Genomic DNA, 16,979 nt, shown 5'->3' on the forward strand with positions numbered 1-16,979 from the left:
AAATATTCACAAATATAGCATTTTTATGTTTAACTAAGTTCTTCATTGATTCTATATACACAAGGAGCGAAAGATGGCCTTTAATCTTCGCAATCGTAACTTTCTAAAACTACTCGACTTTACTCCTAAAGAGATTCAGTTTTTGCTTGACCTGTCAGCTGACCTAAAAAAAGCTAAGTATGCAGGTACTGAGCAGAAGAAGCTTACTGGTAAAAACATCGCTTTGATCTTTGAAAAGGCATCAACTCGAACTCGATGTGCTTTTGAGGTAGCCGCTTTTGATCAAGGCGCTCAAGTGTCTTACTTGGGTCCTTCGGGCTCTCAGATCGGTCAAAAAGAATCAATGAAAGATACGGCACGCGTATTAGGCCGTATGTACGATGGTATCGAGTACCGTGGCTTTGGTCAGAGCATCGTCGAAGACCTTGGCGCTTATGCTGGTGTTCCAGTTTGGAATGGCCTTACTGATGAATTTCACCCAACTCAGATCTTGGCTGACTTCCTGACCATGATCGAACATGGTCGCGGTAAACAGCTGCATCAAATCAGCTTTGCTTACCTAGGGGATGCTCGTAACAATATGGGTAACTCTCTATTAGTAGGAGCTGCCAAGATGGGCATGGATATTCGTCTTGTCGCGCCAAAAGCCTTCTGGCCAGAAGAACAACTTGTCGAAGAGTGCCAAGCTATCGCTCAAAGTACCGGCGCTAAAATCACGCTGACTGAAGACGTTACTGAAGGCGTAAAAGGCTGTGACTTCCTCTACACCGATGTTTGGGTATCGATGGGCGAAGCACCAGAAGCTTGGGATGAACGTGTGGCAGTAATGAAACCATATCAAGTGAATATGGATGTGATTAAACTGACGGGCAACCCTCAAGTGAAATTCATGCACTGCTTACCCGCTTTCCACAATAATGAGACCGTTATTGGCCAACAAGTGGCTGATAAATACGGGATGAACGGTTTGGAAGTGACGGACGAAGTGTTTGAATCTGACTACTCTATTGTGTTTGATGAAGCCGAAAATCGCATGCACACCATCAAAGCCGTTATGGTCGCAACACTCGGTTAATTGAGAATAGTGAAAGTAAACAAAAGCTTGATGTAATCGCTTGCGCTCACAAATTGAAAGCGTATAATTCTCGGCAATTTGTCTGAGAGTAGTGAAAATGACGCCAACCAATATTGTGATCACACATAATAAGATTGTGAAAACACCTAATATTGCTCGCAAGCTAGCATGCTTGCCAGGCGGTCTATTCTGCTTTTCAGCACTTTTTTAAAGCCTCCCATTATGGGGGGCTTTTTTGTGGCCAATACATTATTGTGGGGAAGAAGATCATGGCGAATTCGCTCTATCAAAAGCACATCATCTCAATTCCAGAGCTTTCTCGTGAAGAGCTAGAATTAATTGTTCAAACGGCTGGTCAGCTTAAAGCAGAACCAAACCCAGAACTTATCAAGAACAAAGTTGTGGCTAGCTGCTTCTTCGAACCTTCAACACGAACTCGACTCTCTTTTGAAACTGCGATTCAACGCATCGGTGGTGATGTGATTGGTTTCGACAGCGGTGGTAACACCTCACTGGCGAAAAAAGGCGAAACGCTGGCAGACTCAGTACAGGTTATCTCTTCATACGTTGATGCTTACGTAATGCGTCACCCTCAGGAAGGTGCAGCGCGCCTAGCATCAGAGTTCTCAAACGGTGTACCTGTAATCAACGCTGGTGATGGTGCTAACCAACACCCAACACAGACCCTGCTTGATCTATTCTCTATCGCAGAAACACAAGGCCGCCTAGACAACCTCAATGTGGCGTTCGTTGGTGACCTAAAATACGGTCGTACGGTTCACTCTCTCACTCAAGCACTGGCTAAGTTCGATAACATCTGTTTCTACTTTGTAGCGCCAGAAGCATTGGCTATGCCTGATTACATCTGTGAAGAGCTTGATGAAGCTGGCATCAAATACCAACTACTGACCGACATGGAAGATGTGATTCCTGAACTAGATGTTCTATACATGACTCGCGTACAGAAAGAACGCTTTGATGAGTCGGAATACGCACACATCAAGTCAGCCTACATCCTAACGGCTGCTCTATTAGAAAATGCACGTGATAACTTGAAGGTACTGCACCCACTTCCTCGCGTTGATGAAATCACTGTCGATGTCGATAAAACACCTTACGCTTACTACTTCCAGCAAGCTGAAAATGGTGTTTACGCACGTGAAGCATTACTAGCCCTTGTTCTTAACGAAACGCTGTAGAGGAGAGATATCATGTCTAAAGAGACTCAATTAAAAGTTGAAGCAATCAAGAACGGTACCGTTATCGACCACATCCCAGCAAACATCGGGATCAAGGTGCTAAAACTGTTCGACATGCACAACTCTCATCAGCGTGTCACTATTGGTTTGAACCTGCCTTCTTCAGCACTTGGCGGTAAAGACTTACTTAAAATTGAGAATGTGTTTATCACCGAAGAGCAAGCAAACAAGTTAGCACTGTACGCACCTCATGCGACAGTAAACCAAATCGAAGATTACGAAGTGGTTAAGAAGCTAGCGCTTGAACTGCCTGAGCAGATCAACGATGTGTTTGAGTGTCCAAACACCAACTGTATAACTCACAACGAGCCGGTTGAGAGCAGCTTTAAGATCTTTGAAAAAAATGAAGACATTCGCCTGAAATGTAAGTACTGCGAAAAAGTCTTCTCTCGCGAGATCGTGACAGAAAGGTAACGTCATACGGCAACCCGTTTGAACGCAAAAACTATGAAACACCTCGCCCGTGCGGGGTATTTTGCGCTTTACCTATCCACGGTTTGTAGGCACACTGAAAAGCGATTTTTATCTAATAACTGATGGAATAAACCAATGACAAAAGTACTTCACACAGAATCGGCTCCAGCTGCAATCGGCCCATACGTACAAGGCGTTGACCTTGGCAACATGGTACTGACTTCTGGTCAAATCCCAGTAAACCCAGCAACTGGTGAAGTATCTGCTGATATCGCAGAGCAAGCACGCCAATCTCTAGACAACGTAAAAGCGGTTGTAGAAGCTTCTGGCCTGACTGTAAAAGACATCGTTAAGCTAACTGTATTCGTTAAAGACCTAAACGACTTCGGCACAGTAAACGAAGTTTACGGTAAATTCTTTGATGAGCACGGCGTTGCAAACTACCCTGCACGTTCATGTGTTGAAGTAGCTCGTCTGCCAAAAGATGTTGGTATCGAGATCGAAGCTATTGCAGTTCGCAAATAGGTTTCACTCTATTTAGTCGGTGGCTTAGTGCAGAACTAAACCCTGATGAGATACAAAAAAGGTTGCCAATTGGGCAACCTTTTTTATTATTCGTTTTCTGTGTTTAAGCTACTTTTTATTAAGCTCAATCACTTCTTTGTCTAGCTCTTCCAACTTAGCCGCCATCTGTTCACGAGTTAGGTTTGCTAATTCACGAACGTTCGACTTGTCGTAGCCTTCGGTATTAATTGGGTCTAGCATTTCCACAATCACATGGCCATTGTTCCAACGGTTCAGCTTAACGCCACCAGTAGAACTACACACGATAGGGATAATTGGTAAGCCTGCGCCAATTGCAGCATGGAAAGCACCAGTTTTAAATGGCAACAGACCACGGCCTCGTGAACGCGTTCCTTCAGGGAACATCCATACCGAAACATCACTGTCTTTCAGGTTATCAACCACTTGATCGATCGTACCAACCGCTTTGCTGCGGTTTGCACGGTCAATTAGGATATTACCCGTCAACCAGTAAAGCTGACCAAACAGAGGCATCCACGCTAGGCTTTTCTTACCAACTGTTACCACTTTAGGTGTCACAGCCGATGATACCGTGAACAGGTCCCAGTTATTCTGATGGTTCGCAACATAAACATGTTGGCCACGAGAGTATGCATCTTCAGGGATACGTAGCTCTAGCTTGATACCAAATACTTTCGACATACGACCGAAGTAACGACCAAAGGTAAATACGTGCTTCGGGTTACGTGGGCTAAGTAAACAGTAGCCACAGCCGAATACAAACATAAGAATCGCAAAGATCGCCAATGCGAAAATACGTAATATTGCTATCATTTTGTTCCTCACAACCGCAGAGCTCACCCACCTATTCACTTTAAAATAAGCAAACAGATTCACTTGCGGTAAATACAACTATAAAAAAGCCGAAACCAAGGTTCCGACTTTTCTGTTTCATTTTACTGATTCATGAATTTACTAACCTAAGTTAGTTTGAGTCACGAAATCGGGTAATGTTTGCGCCTAGCGCTGAAAGCTTATCTTCAATCTTATCGTAGCCACGATCGATGTGATAGATACGATCAACGATGGTTTCGCCTTGTGCGATACAACCAGCAATAACAAGGCTCGCAGATGCGCGAAGATCCGTTGCCATTACTTGAGCGCCGCTCAACTGTTCAGTTTCACCACAGATAGCTGTATTACCTTCAATCTCCGCTTTTGCACCCATTCGCTGAAGCTCAGGAATATGCATGAAACGGTTTTCGAAGATAGTTTCAGTGATCACACCACTGCCCTTCGCCATCATGTTAAGCAGAGTAAACTGAGCTTGCATGTCGGTTGGGAAACCAGGATGTGGTGCCGTTACGATTTTCACCGCTTTAAGCTCACGGCCTGTCATATCAAGGCTGATCCAGTCTTCGCCCGTTTCAACCTTCGCACCCGCTTCTTCAAGCTTCGCTAGGGCAGCTTCAAGAAGGTGAGCGTTAGTGTTACGACAAACGACTTTACCGCCAGAAACTGCTGCAGCAACAAGGAAAGTGCCCGTTTCAATACGGTCTGCAACCACAGAGTGTTGACCACCACCTAGACGCTCAACGCCTTCGATAGTAATCGTATCTGTACCTGCGCCAGAAATCTTCGCACCCAGTTTGTTAAGGAAATCAGCGGTATCAACAATCTCAGGCTCACGCGCTGAGTTATCTAATACTGTTTTACCTTCTGCGAGTGTTGCAGCACACATGATGGTAATCGTAGCGCCCACGCTTACTTTATCCATCACGATGTGCGCGCCTTTCAGACGGCCATCAACACTTGCTTTCACATAACCATCTTCCAATGTAATGGTTGCACCTAGTTGCTCTAGGCCATGGATATGCAGATCAACAGGGCGAGCACCAATTGCACAACCGCCAGGAAGTGACACTTGGCCTTCACCAAAACGAGCAACTAGAGGACCTAAAGCCCAGATAGAAGCACGCATTGTTTTTACTAAATCGTAAGGCGCACAAAATTCATTAATTTCGCTGCCATCAACGTGAACGCTACCGTTACGTGATACTTTCGCGCCTAAACGCTTTAGCAGTTCCATCGTAGTATCGATGTCACGTAGGTGAGGAACGTTACTTACTTCTACTGGCTCTTCAGCAAGAATTGAAGCAAATAGGATTGGTAGCGCTGCGTTTTTTGCGCCAGAGATCGTCACTTCACCGCTTAGCGGCTTGTCTGATCCAATAACTCGAAACTTTTCCATCATAAACCTTAAAGTGACATCAGTTTCTTATCACGTTCCCACTCTTCCGGCGTGAATGCCTTGATAGAAAGAGCATGGATGTCATTGCGTTGAATGTATTCCATTAGTGGGCCGTAAATTAGTTGCTGCTTCTTAACTCGATTCATGCCGTCAAAACATGGATCTACCGCAACAACTTCGTAATGACTGCCTTCACCTTTCACGATAATCTCTTGAAGGTTCAGTGCCTCTGCTAATAATTCTTGTACTTTTGTGCTGTCCACAAATAGCTCCTGCCTAATTTTTTATGTGTTCTGCCATCATTGGCTGGATATTGCTCAATTGGAACAACGTTCGTAATTGTTCTGGCACGAAACTAAGCATTATATGACAGTTTTGATTTTTTGCATGCTCTAATAAGTGAATTAGCATCACCATTCCTGCTGAATCGACTCGATTTATATGGCTAAGGTCAATTTCAACGCTCGATTCCGTTGTTTGCCACTTTTCCAATATACGCCAGATTGCAGGAACGCTGTCTCGGTCGATATCTCCGAGCAGCTGATACTCTTTAGAGCTTAGCGCTTGCCATTGAGATTGGCTCATTATTTATTACTCTCAAAGCGAATCGGCTGCGCAGCTAGTTTCTCTAGCTCGTCAGCAACCGCTAAGATACCGTCTTGACGAATCTTAGTATTCCACTCTGATTGCTTGCTCGACAGCAGGCTAATCCCTTCCGCAACCATATCAAATGCTTTCCACTCGCCAGACTTTTTGTCTTTACGAAGTTTGAATTCAAGTTTGATGTTAGGTCTTGGCGTATCAATGATATCAACCTTGATACTGGTGATACGGCTATCCGCTTTAATTTTTGGTTCCGGGCCAAACTCGATGGTTTGGTCCGTGTATTGAGTTAACACTTGTGCGTATGAAGAGACTAGGTACTTACGAAATGCATCGATAAATACACGCACATCTTTTCTATCGGCACCTTTCAAGTTTGGCCCCAGCAACTTAAGTGCTGCATATTGAGCATTCACATAAGGCATCAACTCTTCTTCCACGATCACCTTGAGCAATTCTGGGTCTTTGTGGATATTGTCTTGTTCACTCTTCAAACGCTCAAATGCTACCTCAGCGACTTGTGTCATCATTTGGTAAGGCTGCGTTTTATCAATAGTCGCATCAGCAAAAGCTTGAGTAGAAATCAACAAGGCCATCACAGCGACAAACCCTATTTTCAAGTGACTCATCATTTTTAACATCGTCTTATTCCTCAGCTTTATTGTCATCAGAGCCGCCAACGCTATACAGCACTTGGCCAATCAAATCTTCGAGTACCAATGCCGATATAGTGTCTTCAATCGAATCACCATCAACCAACATCTCTTCATCGTCAAAAATGAAGCCCGGAACTAAACTGATGTACTGCTCACCGATTAAGCCTGACGTTAAGATTTGAGCACTAGAGGTATCAGGAAACTGTGAGTACTTCGCATCAATCGACATTTCAACCACAGGAAGGTAGCTCTCGGTATCAAGTTCAATGCTTTTAACACGACCAACAACCACACCACCAACCTTCACTGGAGAACGAACTTTTAGGCTACCAATGTTGTCAAAGGTCGCTTTTAGATTGTAAGTATGGTTTGAACCCAGCCCCTTTACGTCAGCGACTTGAAAGATCATGATTAAGATTGCGCAAATTCCGGCTATAACAAAGGTGCCGACCCATAATTCTAACTTTCGAGTTTGTTGCATGATTAATTCCCAAACATCAATGCGGTAAGAACAAAATCTAGCCCTAATACCGCTAGAGAAGAGTGTACTACTGTACGTGTGGTTGCTTGACTAATACCTTCAGAGGTCGGTACCGCATCATAACCATTGAAAAGAGCAATCCAAGTTACGGTGATAGCAAAGACCATGCATTTGATCATGCTGTTACCGATATCTCGACCTAGCTCAACAGAAGACTGCATCGCAGACCAAAAACTGCCGTGGTCAATGCCTTTCCAATCAACACCGACTAACTGACCGCCCCAAATACCGACCGCCATAAAGATCATCGCTAGTAGAGGCATAGAGATAAGTCCAGCCCACAAGCGTGGTGCGATAATGCGTTTTAGAGGGTCTACCGCCATCATTTCTAAACTGGAAATCTGCTCCGTTGCTTTCATCAAACCGATTTCAGCCGTCAGCGCTGAACCAGCACGACCTGCAAATAGCAATGCTGTGACCACAGGACCAAGCTCACGTAACAATGAAAGCGCGACCATTTGGCCAAGGTTGCCCTCAGCGCCGTAATCAATTAGCACAACATAACCTTGCAGGCTCAATACCATGCCAATGAACAAACCCGAAACTAAAATAATAGCCAATGACTGAACGCCAACGCTATAAAGTTGTTTAACTAATAAAGGGAAGTTTTTTAGTCGCGGGATGCCAAACAAAGCCCCGAATAACATCAGGCTTGCTCGACCAAATGACTCACAGATCGCAAGTGTTCGTTTGCCGACACCTGCAATAGTTTTAGCAATCATATTAAAATAAATCCTTTTCAAGACTTTGCGCAGGGAACCTAAATGGCACAGGGCCATCCGCCTCACCTTGCAAAAATTGCTGCACTCTCGGATCGTCATTGTTGTACAACTCTTCCGGTGACCCTGCCGCAATGATTTTGCCATCTGCGAGTAAGTAAACCCAATCAGCGATACTCATCACCTCAGGAACATCGTGAGAAACGACGATAGACGTTAAGCCCAAGGCTTGATTGAGGTTGCGAATGAGCTCGACCAATACACCCATTGTTATAGGGTCTTGGCCGACAAAGGGTTCATCGTACATGATTAGCTCGGGATCGAGTGCAATAGCACGCGCCAATGCGGCACGCCTTGCCATTCCGCCAGACAACTCACTTGGCATCAATTGCGCAGCACCGCGTAACCCTACCGCCTCAAGCTTAAGTAACACGATAGTACGAATGAATTTTTCGTTAAGTTCAGTGTGCTCACGCAGTGGAAACGCCACATTATCAAACACATTGAGGTCCGTAAAAAGTGCACCCGATTGGAAAAGCATGCTCATTTTTTTACGTGCTTGATACAGCTTTCGACGAGATAAGGTCGGGATGTTGTCGCCATCAAACCAGACTTCACCGCTATCTGGTGGCAACTGCCCGCCAATCAAACGCAATAAAGTGGTTTTACCGATCCCCGATGGCCCCATGATTGCGGTTATTTTGCCTTGAGGCACCTCTAAACTGATGTCGTCAAAAATAACGCGATCACCGCGTGAGAAGCTAAGGTTCTTAACTTTTACAAGTTCAGTATTCGACATACTCTTGTAGTTTCCTTGCTTTAAAAAACGCCAATTATGGCTGCAATAATAATGAGTCTACTTTAGAATTAAAAGCACTGTTCAATTAATTCATATTAAACAGGAATGTATGCAGGGATTTGAAAGCATTAGAAAATTATCTATTCAGCTCTCTTTCTTGGTGACTAACTGGTAATTAATTTGCCGAGTGACTTCCCTTTTACCTACCAACAGGTCAAAATTAGCGGTTAATTCTCCGTTTTTTATTAATTTTTTAGGAATCATCATGCTTGAAGCGATTGCGTTTCTTATTATCGGTCTAGGTTTTTTGGTGTGGAGTGCAGATAAGCTGGTTTACGGCGCCGCAGCTCTTGCTCGCAACTTCGGTATCTCACCATTAGTTATCGGTATGACGATTCTTGCAATGGGCTCTTCAGCTCCTGAAATGATGGTTTCTGCAACGGCTGCGCTTGATGGCAAAACAGATACCGCGGTCGGTAATGTTCTAGGCTCAAACATCGCCAACATAGCGCTAATTTTAGGTATCACTGCGCTAATCAAACCGCTATCAATCAGCTCAGCTGTGATTCGCCGTGAACTACCACTCATGATTGGTGTCACTTTACTAGCTGGTGCACTGCTTTGGGATAACCACTTAGGTTTCTACGAAGGCGTATTGTTATTTGTTCTGTTCGGTGCGTTTTTGTTTGCCATGCTGCAAATCAGCCGTAGTGAGAAAAAGAACGGCGATGCGTTTCTTGATGAACAAGAATCAGAGATTCCTGAGGGTGTTAGTAACCCGAAAGCTGCAATGTGGGTGGTAATTGGTCTAATCATTCTTCCTTTAGCTGCTGATATGCTGGTTGATAATGCCGTTATCATCGCTAAGTTCTTCGGTATGAGCGACCTTGTTATTGGTTTAACCATTATTGCCGTTGGTACCAGCCTACCTGAACTTGCTGCATCACTTGCTGGTGTAATGAAAGGCGAAGACGATATGGCGGTGGGTAACATCATTGGCTCAAACGTATTCAACATTCTGGCTGTTATGGGTATTCCTGGCATCCTTAACCCTTCTATCTTGAGCGAATTTGCGATGGGTCGTGACTTCTGGGTCATGCTAGGTGTATCTCTGCTGCTTGTTGTGATGGCGCTAGGTAAATCGCGTAGTGTGAATCGTATTGAAGGTGGCGTGTTAATCGTGACGTTCGTGGCTTACCAAAGCTACCTGCTAATGAACATGTCGGCTTAATTGTTGACTTAACTTTCCGTACTTGGAGTATTTGATGTCTCAGCCATTTGATTATCGCAGTGTTGCCAAACAAGTTTTGGAAACTGAAGTTGCAGGTCTCACTCAATTGGACCAATATTTTAATGATGATTTTTGCAAAGCTTGCGACCTAATCCTAAACAACAAGGGTAAAGTGGTTGTGATGGGCATGGGTAAATCCGGCCATATCGGCAATAAAATCGCAGCAACGCTAGCAAGTACTGGTACATCAGCTTTCTTTGTACACCCGGGTGAAGCAGCACATGGCGACTTAGGCATGATCGAACCGGGCGATATTGTGATTGCAATATCGAACTCAGGTGAGTCAGGTGAGATTCTGAGTCTGTTCCCTGTATTGAAGCGTTTGAACATCAAGATCATCAGCATGACAGGCAAGCCTGCATCAAATATGGCGACCTTGTCTGATATCCATTTACAGATTTCTGTGCCGGAAGAAGCGTGCCCACTAGGTTTAGCACCAACAACCAGCACCACAGCTACCTTAGTGATGGGTGATGCATTAGCCGTCGCACTTTTACAAGCTCGAGGCTTCACAGCTCAAGACTTTGCCCTATCTCACCCAGGTGGCGCTTTAGGTCGTCAACTACTATTGAAACTAGACGACATCATGCACACTGGCGATGCACTCCCTGTTGTCGCTCCGGATGCATTAGTAAGAGACGCTTTACTAGAGATATCTCAGAAAGGCTTGGGTATGACAGCCATCATTGATCAAGATGGTCAAATGGCCGGTATTTTTACCGATGGTGATTTACGCCGTATCTTGGATAAGCGCGTTGATATTCATAGCACTCAAATTGGCGATGTGATGACGCTAAATCCTACCGTTGCCGATCCGAACATGCTTGCGGTAGAGGGTTTAAACTTAATGCAAGCTAAAAGCATCAATGGCTTGATGCTATGCCAAGATGGCAAACTAGTTGGTGCTCTAAACATGCATGATTTATTGAAAGCTGGAGTAATGTAATGACACAGACAGTCGAAACTCTATACGGCACTGTTGACTCAGATGTTTTTGCAATAGCAAAAGGCATCAAACTCCTAATTTGCGATGTAGATGGCGTGTTCTCCGATGGCCGCATCTACATGGGCAACAATGGTGAAGAGCTGAAAACCTTTCACACTCGTGACGGTTACGGCATCAAATCACTGATGAACGCGGGCATTGAAATCGCCATCATCACAGGTCGCAAGTCTCAGATTGTTGAGAATCGAATGACGGCTCTCGGTATCAAACTTATTTATCAAGGCCAAGACGATAAAGTTAAGGCTTACCAGGATATTTGCGATAAGCTTTCAGTTAACCCTGAAAACACAGGTTATATCGGCGACGATCTTATCGACTGGCCGGTAATGGAAAAAGTTGGCTTAAAGGTTTGTGTGGCAGATGGTCACCCGCTACTCGCACAGCGAGCAAACTACGTGACAACCATCAACGGTGGTCATGGTGCAGTTCGTGAAGTCTGCGACCTGATTTTACAAGCAAGAAATGAACTCGACGTGCACAAAGGTTTAAGCATATGAGTTTTACTCGTATTATCTATTTAATACTAATATTTATTGCCTCTTGGTCGACCTACTACTTGTTCGACAAAGAGCAAACATCGACGATACAAGTGGCTCCAAATTTGGAGCTACCTGCTTTTAGCGGCAACAGCCTAAACAACATCAGTTACGATGAGTCAGGCATTCGCAGCTACCAAGTTGAATCGACGTATTTAGAACACTTCTCAGTGGTTGGCGACACGCACTTTCAAAACCCTGTTCTTTCGGTCTTCCGAGAAGGACACACAATTGAATGGCAAGTCACCGCTGATCGCGCGATTATGGATGAAAATCAAGTTGTCACTTTTTATGACAACGTTGTGGCAAAGAATCTACTGCCAGGGGCAAGCTTCGATACAATGACCACAGACAAAATGGTTGTTGAGCTGAAAAGCCGAGATTTTTATTCAGATACTCCGGTCCATATGATCGGTACATTTTTTGAAAATGAGGGTCAAGCAATAAAAGGTAACTTCGGTACCAACAATGCGACTCTCTTTAATTCTGTTCAAGGTAGATATGAAACTCTTACACCTTAGTTTATTCGCTTTGACTCTTGCGGCACCAAATGTCTACGCCCTATCTTCTGATAGCGAGCAACCTGTCTACATTGACTCAGACAGCCAGCAATTGGATATGAAAAGTAACCAAGTAACCTTCATTGGTGATGTAAACCTGAAACAAGGCAGCATCAATATCAATGCAGATAAGGTTATTGTTACCCGCAACGCCGTAAACGGTGAAATTGAAGAGATTCAAGGCTTCGGTAAACCGGCGACCTTCTCTCAGCTGACTGATGACGGAAAAACGCTCTACGGTGAAGCGGACGACCTGCATTACCAGCTTGTTGCCGACAAACTGATCATGACCAAGAATGCAATGCTATCTCAAGATGGCAGTATCATCCGTGGCTCTAAGATCACTTACCAGATTGGCTCTCAGAAGCTAGTCGCTGACAGTGGTGAGAACAAACGAGTATCAACGGTTTTACAACCAACGGAAGTGAATAAGTAGCCATGGCCGTTCTTAAAGCGCAAAACCTAGCGAAAACATACAGCAAACGTAAAGTAGTGACTGACGTAAGCCTACAGGTTGAGTCAGGCCAAATTGTCGGCTTGCTTGGTCCTAATGGTGCCGGTAAAACGACATCCTTCTACATGATTGTAGGCTTAGTTGCTCGTGACGAAGGTACCATCAGCATTGACGACCGAGATATCAGTATCTTGCCAATGCATAGCCGTTCGCGTCTTGGTATCGGTTACCTACCTCAGGAAGCATCAATCTTCCGTAAGCTGTCTGTTGAGAACAACATCATGGCGGTTTTACAGACTCGTGATGAGATGACCAATGAACAGCGTCAGGACAAGCTAGAAGACCTTCTAGAAGAGTTCCACATCCAACATATCCGTCACAGTAATGGTATGGCCCTATCGGGTGGTGAACGTCGTCGTGTTGAAATCGCTCGCGCTCTTGCAGCAAACCCTCAGTTCATCTTACTAGACGAACCGTTTGCTGGTGTTGACCCGATCTCGGTTATCGATATCAAGAAAATCATCGAACACCTGCGCGATCGCGGTTTGGGTGTTTTGATTACCGACCACAACGTTCGTGAAACATTAGACGTGTGTGAAAAGGCCTATATCGTGAGCCAAGGGCACCTGATCGCAGAGGGTACTCCTGAAGATGTTCTCAATAACGAACAAGTTAAACAAGTTTATCTAGGCGAACAATTCCGTCTATGATTATATAGAGAGTATCGAGAGTTCTAAGAATAATAACTAGGTAAGTAACACTGAATGAAACCCTCATTACAACTTAAGCTAGGCCAACAGTTAGCAATGACTCCTCAATTGCAGCAAGCGATCCGTTTGCTGCAATTGTCTACTTTAGATTTGCAACAAGAGATCCAAGAAGCACTTGAATCTAACCCATTACTCGATGTGGAAGAAGGCAATGAAGAAACGCCATCATCGGAAGAAAAGCCTAGCAGTGACGAGAAAGAAACAGTTGAAGCCGCAGAGCAAGACTTACCTGACAGCTCAGACTTAATCGAAAAATCAGAGATTGGTAACGAACTCGAGATCGACACCACTTGGGAAGATGTCTACAGCGCAAATACAGGTAACACTGGTATCGCAATTGATGACGATATGCCTGTATATCAAGGTGAAACCACCCAAAGCCTGCACGATTACCTACTTTGGCAACTCGACCTCACACCATTCACAGAAACAGACCGAAGCATTGCATTCGCGTTGATTGATGCCATCGATGACTATGGCTATCTCACCGTATCTTGTGAAGACATCCTTGAAAACTTCGACAGTGAAGACGTAGAGCTTGATGAAATCGAAGCTGTGCGCAAAAGAATCCAACAGTTTGACCCATTGGGTGTTGGTTCACTAAATCTTCAAGATTGCTTACTGCTACAACTGGCGACTTTCCCACAAGACACACCTTGGCTTGAAGAAGCTAAGTTAGTACTTACTAGCCATATCGACCAACTCGGTAACCGTGATTACAAACTGGTGATCAAAGAAACTAAGTTGAAAGAAGCAGAGCTACGTGAGGTTCTGCAACTCATTCAACAACTGGACCCACGACCAGGCAGCAAGATTACGCCAGACGAAACCGAATATGTGGTTCCAGATGTATCGGTATTTAAAGACCTAGGCAAATGGTTAGTAACCATTAACCCTGACAGTGTGCCAAAGCTGAAAGTCAATCAGCAGTACGCAGACTTAGGTAGTAAAGGTAACAGCGCCGATAACCAATACATTCGCTCGAACTTGCAAGAGGCGAAGTGGTTAATCAAAAGCTTAGAAAGCCGAAATGAGACGCTACTCAAAGTTGCGCGATGCATTGTTGAACATCAGCGCGATTTCTTCGAACATGGCGAAGAAGCGATGAAGCCGATGGTACTCAACGATGTTGCTTTAGCCGTTGATATGCACGAGTCCACGATCTCTCGTGTGACGACTCAAAAGTTCATGCATACGCCTCGTGGCATCTTCGAACTGAAATACTTTTTCTCGAGCCATGTCAGTACTGACAATGGCGGTGAATGTTCATCGACAGCAATTCGAGCACTCATTAAGAAGCTTGTTGCGGCAGAAAATACCGCTAAGCCTCTCAGTGATAGCAAGATAGCTGCTTTACTGGCTGACCAAGGAATTCAGGTAGCTAGACGTACGATAGCGAAATACCGTGAGTCTCTGGGCATTGCCCCATCGAGTCAGCGTAAACGCCTACTATAAGCAAATTGAGTCACTCTTAACTCAATCGCTATTATCGGGCACCAACTGAAAAGGAAAGTCTATGCAAATCAATATTCAAGGCCATCACGTTGATCTTACCGATTCAATGCAAGACTATGTTCACACCAAATTCGACAAGCTTGAACGCTTCTTTGATCATATCAATAGTATTCAGGTTGTTTTAAAAGTTGAGAAAATCAATCAAATTGCAGAAGCGACCCTTCACGTAAACCAAGGTGAGATTCATGCAACAGCAACAGATGAAAGCATGTATGCTGCGATTGATGCGTTGGTTGATAAACTCGTTCGCCAACTCAACAAGCACAAAGAAAAGCTAAGTAGTCACTAACATGCAATTAAGCGAAGTACTTTCATTGGACTGCACCAAAAGTGCAGTCCAATGCACAAGCAAAAAGAGAGCCCTTGAGCTCATCAGTCAAATCGCAGCAGAGAGCTGTGGTCAAGATTCAACAGAGCTATTCGAATGCATGTTGAGCCGCGAGAAGATGGGCAGTACCGGTATTGGTAATGGTATCGCTATTCCCCATGCTCGTATGAATGTCAGTGATAAAGCGATAGCTGTATTACTGCAATGCCAAGATCCGATCGAATTTGATGCGATTGATAACCGTCCTGTCGACCTACTATTTGCTCTACTGGTTCCTAGTGAACAGTGTAAAGAGCATCTAAAAACCCTTTCTTGTATGGCAGAACGACTAAACGACAAGCAGACTCTTAAACAGCTGCGTAATGCTCAGAGCGATCAAGAGCTTTACGACATCATGATTCAAGTGCCAACTTGCGAGCAATAACATGCGATTAATCGTGGTTAGTGGCCAATCAGGGGCCGGTAAAAGTGTTGCGTTACGAGTCCTAGAAGACTTGGGGTATTACTGTGTCGATAATCTGCCGGTAAACCTGCTCAACAACTTTGTCGAATCAGTACGCGAAAGCAACCAAAACGTTGCGGTAAGCATTGATATACGTAACCTACCGAAAGAGCCTCAGTTAGTCACCGACACGCTTGAGCAACTCGAGTCCGCTACCAACATCGACGTTGATGTATTGTTCCTCGATGCCAGTAAGCAGACACTCCTCAAGCGCTACAGCGAAACCCGCAGAATCCACCCTTTATCAATTGGCCAGGAGAAACTCTCTCTGGAACAAGCAATTGATTTAGAAAAGACGCTTCTCAGCCCTCTAGCAGAACAAGCCAGCATTGTGATTGATAGCAGTGACTGCAACCTCTACGAGTTGAGTGAAAAAGTGCGCTTTAAAGTCGAAGGCAAAGAGAAGCAAGAGTTAATCATCGTCTTTCAATCTTTCGGCTTTAAATTTGGTCTACCAAGCGATGCCGACTACGTGTTTGACGTTCGCTTCTTACCAAACCCTCACTGGGAACCTGACTTACGACCAATGACAGGCCTTGATGCTCCGATTCACTCCTTTCTAGAGCAACATCAAGAAGTGATTGAACTCAAACAACAGATTCAAGGCTTTGTTGAGCAGTGGCTGCCAATGTTAGAGAAAAACAATCGCAGTTACCTAACGGTTGCCATTGGTTGTACTGGTGGTAAGCACCGCTCGGTGTATCTAACGCAGAAAATTGGCGAATACTTCGAACAACTTGGTCATCAAGTTCAAATCAGACATGCCTCTCTAGAGAAGCACCAACAGGGCTAACCATGGAATTAACTCGAACTGTACTGATCCAAAACCGTTTGGGTCTTCACGCTAGAGCGGCCGTAAAGTTGGTTGAGCTTGCACAAAGCTTTGATGCCACTATCACAATTCATAGTGAAGAAGATAAAACTGCCACCGCAGACAGCGTGATGGGACTATTGATGCTGGAGTCAGCCCAAGGCCAACACATCACGATTCAAGCTTCGGGTACTGATTCACAACAAGCACTTGATGCCGTTTGCCACCTTATCGAAGATAAATTTGATGAGGGTGAGTAGCCAAGACGCTTAACTCGTAACGCCGCAAACTCAAACGGTGAACCAACCTATATTAAATCTTAGTTCTACCTAAGTTTATGATTTAAATAAGCCCTAGAATTAAG

23 protein-coding genes are annotated in these 16,979 nt (G+C 44.6%); 15 read left to right on the top strand and 8 right to left on the bottom strand.

Translation table 11 applies throughout. From position 1 onward, the window contains the following. Nucleotides 1-73 precede the first annotated feature (73 nt). The 4 genes from L1D55_RS20460 to L1D55_RS20475 all read left to right on the top strand — a co-directional run bounded on the left by L1D55_RS20460 (nucleotide 74) and on the right by L1D55_RS20475 (nucleotide 3,273). A complete protein-coding gene (locus L1D55_RS20460; protein WP_239918647.1) occupies nucleotides 74-1,075 on the top strand; it encodes an ornithine carbamoyltransferase in 1,002 nt (333 codons plus the stop codon). A gap of 269 nt (nucleotides 1,076-1,344) precedes the next feature. Continuing rightward, on the top strand, nucleotides 1,345-2,274 hold the full coding sequence (gene pyrB, locus L1D55_RS20465) for an aspartate carbamoyltransferase (protein WP_004738679.1): 930 nt from the start codon (nucleotides 1,345-1,347) through the stop codon (nucleotides 2,272-2,274). Nucleotides 2,275-2,286: 12 nt separating this feature from the next. Further along, nucleotides 2,287-2,748: an aspartate carbamoyltransferase regulatory subunit gene (gene pyrI / locus L1D55_RS20470; protein ID WP_004738681.1), complete on the top strand. Its 462-nt coding sequence runs from the start codon at nucleotides 2,287-2,289 to the stop codon at nucleotides 2,746-2,748. Between the two features lie 135 nt (nucleotides 2,749-2,883). Then, nucleotides 2,884-3,273: a RidA family protein gene (locus L1D55_RS20475; protein ID WP_004738682.1), complete on the top strand. Its 390-nt coding sequence runs from the start codon at nucleotides 2,884-2,886 to the stop codon at nucleotides 3,271-3,273. Between the two features lie 108 nt (nucleotides 3,274-3,381). Here L1D55_RS20475 and L1D55_RS20480 read toward each other — a convergent pair whose 3' ends face one another. From L1D55_RS20480 to mlaF, 8 genes are all read right to left on the bottom strand, one after another. After that, nucleotides 3,382-4,107, bottom strand: coding sequence for a 1-acylglycerol-3-phosphate O-acyltransferase (locus L1D55_RS20480; protein ID WP_063522555.1), 726 nt, complete (start codon nucleotides 4,105-4,107; stop codon nucleotides 3,382-3,384). 151 nt (nucleotides 4,108-4,258) lie between these two features. Beyond that, nucleotides 4,259-5,524, bottom strand: coding sequence for a UDP-N-acetylglucosamine 1-carboxyvinyltransferase (gene murA / locus L1D55_RS20485; RefSeq protein ID WP_008220410.1), 1,266 nt, complete (start codon nucleotides 5,522-5,524; stop codon nucleotides 4,259-4,261). Nucleotides 5,525-5,532: 8 nt separating this feature from the next. Next, a complete protein-coding gene (ibaG, locus tag L1D55_RS20490) occupies nucleotides 5,533-5,787 on the bottom strand; it encodes a BolA family iron metabolism protein IbaG (RefSeq protein WP_004738686.1) in 255 nt (84 codons plus the stop codon). Nucleotides 5,788-5,800: 13 nt separating this feature from the next. Next, on the bottom strand, nucleotides 5,801-6,109 hold the full coding sequence (locus L1D55_RS20495; protein WP_102361390.1) for a lipid asymmetry maintenance protein MlaB: 309 nt from the start codon (nucleotides 6,107-6,109) through the stop codon (nucleotides 5,801-5,803). After that, nucleotides 6,109-6,759, bottom strand: coding sequence for a phospholipid-binding protein MlaC (locus L1D55_RS20500; RefSeq protein ID WP_171368791.1), 651 nt, complete (start codon nucleotides 6,757-6,759; stop codon nucleotides 6,109-6,111). Before L1D55_RS20500 ends, L1D55_RS20495 begins: the two co-directional genes overlap by 1 nt. 13 nt (nucleotides 6,760-6,772) lie before the next feature. After that, the gene (gene mlaD / locus L1D55_RS20505) at nucleotides 6,773-7,264 is read right to left on the bottom strand and encodes an outer membrane lipid asymmetry maintenance protein MlaD (protein WP_239918648.1); all 492 of its coding nucleotides are present in this window, start codon (nucleotides 7,262-7,264) and stop codon (nucleotides 6,773-6,775) included. A gap of 2 nt (nucleotides 7,265-7,266) precedes the next feature. Beyond that, a complete protein-coding gene (mlaE, locus tag L1D55_RS20510) occupies nucleotides 7,267-8,046 on the bottom strand; it encodes a lipid asymmetry maintenance ABC transporter permease subunit MlaE (protein ID WP_008220420.1) in 780 nt (259 codons plus the stop codon). 1 nt (nucleotide 8,047) lies between these two features. Then, on the bottom strand, nucleotides 8,048-8,842 hold the full coding sequence (mlaF, locus tag L1D55_RS20515) for a phospholipid ABC transporter ATP-binding protein MlaF (protein WP_128159331.1): 795 nt from the start codon (nucleotides 8,840-8,842) through the stop codon (nucleotides 8,048-8,050). Between the two features lie 265 nt (nucleotides 8,843-9,107). Here mlaF and L1D55_RS20520 point away from each other — a divergent pair, with 265 nt between their 5' ends. From L1D55_RS20520 to L1D55_RS20570, 11 genes are all read left to right on the top strand, one after another. Beyond that, nucleotides 9,108-10,073, top strand: a complete 966-nt coding sequence (locus L1D55_RS20520; RefSeq protein ID WP_008220425.1) for a calcium/sodium antiporter — start codon at nucleotides 9,108-9,110, stop codon at nucleotides 10,071-10,073. 34 nt (nucleotides 10,074-10,107) lie between these two features. Next, the gene (gene kdsD / locus L1D55_RS20525; protein WP_004738698.1) at nucleotides 10,108-11,079 is read left to right on the top strand and encodes an arabinose-5-phosphate isomerase KdsD; all 972 of its coding nucleotides are present in this window, start codon (nucleotides 10,108-10,110) and stop codon (nucleotides 11,077-11,079) included. After that, nucleotides 11,079-11,636, top strand: a complete 558-nt coding sequence (kdsC, locus tag L1D55_RS20530; protein ID WP_004738699.1) for a 3-deoxy-manno-octulosonate-8-phosphatase KdsC — start codon at nucleotides 11,079-11,081, stop codon at nucleotides 11,634-11,636. The genes kdsD and kdsC overlap by 1 nt, the downstream gene beginning before the upstream one ends. Next, the gene (gene lptC / locus L1D55_RS20535; protein WP_004738700.1) at nucleotides 11,633-12,196 is read left to right on the top strand and encodes an LPS export ABC transporter periplasmic protein LptC; all 564 of its coding nucleotides are present in this window, start codon (nucleotides 11,633-11,635) and stop codon (nucleotides 12,194-12,196) included. The genes kdsC and lptC overlap by 4 nt, the downstream gene beginning before the upstream one ends. Then, nucleotides 12,177-12,671 (top strand): lipopolysaccharide transport periplasmic protein LptA, encoded by a 495-nt coding sequence (gene lptA / locus L1D55_RS20540; RefSeq protein ID WP_004738701.1) that lies wholly within the window; start codon nucleotides 12,177-12,179, stop codon nucleotides 12,669-12,671. The genes lptC and lptA overlap by 20 nt, the downstream gene beginning before the upstream one ends. A gap of 2 nt (nucleotides 12,672-12,673) precedes the next feature. Then, nucleotides 12,674-13,399, top strand: coding sequence for an LPS export ABC transporter ATP-binding protein (lptB, locus tag L1D55_RS20545; protein WP_004738702.1), 726 nt, complete (start codon nucleotides 12,674-12,676; stop codon nucleotides 13,397-13,399). A gap of 54 nt (nucleotides 13,400-13,453) precedes the next feature. Beyond that, nucleotides 13,454-14,914 (top strand): RNA polymerase factor sigma-54, encoded by a 1,461-nt coding sequence (locus L1D55_RS20550; protein WP_105025877.1) that lies wholly within the window; start codon nucleotides 13,454-13,456, stop codon nucleotides 14,912-14,914. Nucleotides 14,915-14,975: 61 nt separating this feature from the next. Beyond that, nucleotides 14,976-15,263: a ribosome hibernation promoting factor gene (hpf, locus tag L1D55_RS20555; RefSeq protein ID WP_239918649.1), complete on the top strand. Its 288-nt coding sequence runs from the start codon at nucleotides 14,976-14,978 to the stop codon at nucleotides 15,261-15,263. A 1-nt stretch (nucleotide 15,264) separates the two neighbouring features. Then, nucleotides 15,265-15,726, top strand: a complete 462-nt coding sequence (ptsN, locus tag L1D55_RS20560; protein ID WP_004738707.1) for a PTS IIA-like nitrogen regulatory protein PtsN — start codon at nucleotides 15,265-15,267, stop codon at nucleotides 15,724-15,726. Nucleotide 15,727: 1 nt separating this feature from the next. Continuing rightward, nucleotides 15,728-16,597, top strand: coding sequence for an RNase adapter RapZ (gene rapZ, locus L1D55_RS20565; protein WP_008220437.1), 870 nt, complete (start codon nucleotides 15,728-15,730; stop codon nucleotides 16,595-16,597). Between the two features lie 2 nt (nucleotides 16,598-16,599). Further along, nucleotides 16,600-16,875, top strand: a complete 276-nt coding sequence (locus L1D55_RS20570; protein ID WP_004738710.1) for an HPr family phosphocarrier protein — start codon at nucleotides 16,600-16,602, stop codon at nucleotides 16,873-16,875. The last annotated feature ends 104 nt before the right edge of the window (nucleotides 16,876-16,979 follow it).

This window comes from Vibrio sp. Isolate22 (assembly GCF_022398115.1).
Taxonomy (GTDB): Bacteria; Pseudomonadota; Gammaproteobacteria; order Enterobacterales; family Vibrionaceae; genus Vibrio.

Coding starts and splice junctions, on each gene's coding strand:
- L1D55_RS20460 (WP_239918647.1), top strand. CDS start 74: ATGGCCTTTAATCTTCGCAATCGTAACTTTCTAAAACTACTCGACTTT.
- pyrB (WP_004738679.1), top strand. CDS start 1,345: ATGGCGAATTCGCTCTATCAAAAGCACATCATCTCAATTCCAGAGCTT.
- pyrI (WP_004738681.1), top strand. CDS start 2,287: ATGTCTAAAGAGACTCAATTAAAAGTTGAAGCAATCAAGAACGGTACC.
- L1D55_RS20475 (WP_004738682.1), top strand. CDS start 2,884: ATGACAAAAGTACTTCACACAGAATCGGCTCCAGCTGCAATCGGCCCA.
- L1D55_RS20480 (WP_063522555.1), bottom strand. CDS start 4,107: ATGATAGCAATATTACGTATTTTCGCATTGGCGATCTTTGCGATTCTT.
- murA (WP_008220410.1), bottom strand. CDS start 5,524: ATGGAAAAGTTTCGAGTTATTGGATCAGACAAGCCGCTAAGCGGTGAA.
- L1D55_RS20495 (WP_102361390.1), bottom strand. CDS start 6,109: ATGAGCCAATCTCAATGGCAAGCGCTAAGCTCTAAAGAGTATCAGCTG.
- L1D55_RS20500 (WP_171368791.1), bottom strand. CDS start 6,759: ATGATGAGTCACTTGAAAATAGGGTTTGTCGCTGTGATGGCCTTGTTG.
- mlaD (WP_239918648.1), bottom strand. CDS start 7,264: ATGCAACAAACTCGAAAGTTAGAATTATGGGTCGGCACCTTTGTTATA.
- mlaE (WP_008220420.1), bottom strand. CDS start 8,046: ATGATTGCTAAAACTATTGCAGGTGTCGGCAAACGAACACTTGCGATC.
- mlaF (WP_128159331.1), bottom strand. CDS start 8,842: ATGTCGAATACTGAACTTGTAAAAGTTAAGAACCTTAGCTTCTCACGC.
- L1D55_RS20520 (WP_008220425.1), top strand. CDS start 9,108: ATGCTTGAAGCGATTGCGTTTCTTATTATCGGTCTAGGTTTTTTGGTG.
- kdsD (WP_004738698.1), top strand. CDS start 10,108: ATGTCTCAGCCATTTGATTATCGCAGTGTTGCCAAACAAGTTTTGGAA.
- kdsC (WP_004738699.1), top strand. CDS start 11,079: ATGACACAGACAGTCGAAACTCTATACGGCACTGTTGACTCAGATGTT.
- lptC (WP_004738700.1), top strand. CDS start 11,633: ATGAGTTTTACTCGTATTATCTATTTAATACTAATATTTATTGCCTCT.
- lptA (WP_004738701.1), top strand. CDS start 12,177: ATGAAACTCTTACACCTTAGTTTATTCGCTTTGACTCTTGCGGCACCA.
- lptB (WP_004738702.1), top strand. CDS start 12,674: ATGGCCGTTCTTAAAGCGCAAAACCTAGCGAAAACATACAGCAAACGT.
- L1D55_RS20550 (WP_105025877.1), top strand. CDS start 13,454: ATGAAACCCTCATTACAACTTAAGCTAGGCCAACAGTTAGCAATGACT.
- hpf (WP_239918649.1), top strand. CDS start 14,976: ATGCAAATCAATATTCAAGGCCATCACGTTGATCTTACCGATTCAATG.
- ptsN (WP_004738707.1), top strand. CDS start 15,265: ATGCAATTAAGCGAAGTACTTTCATTGGACTGCACCAAAAGTGCAGTC.
- rapZ (WP_008220437.1), top strand. CDS start 15,728: ATGCGATTAATCGTGGTTAGTGGCCAATCAGGGGCCGGTAAAAGTGTT.
- L1D55_RS20570 (WP_004738710.1), top strand. CDS start 16,600: ATGGAATTAACTCGAACTGTACTGATCCAAAACCGTTTGGGTCTTCAC.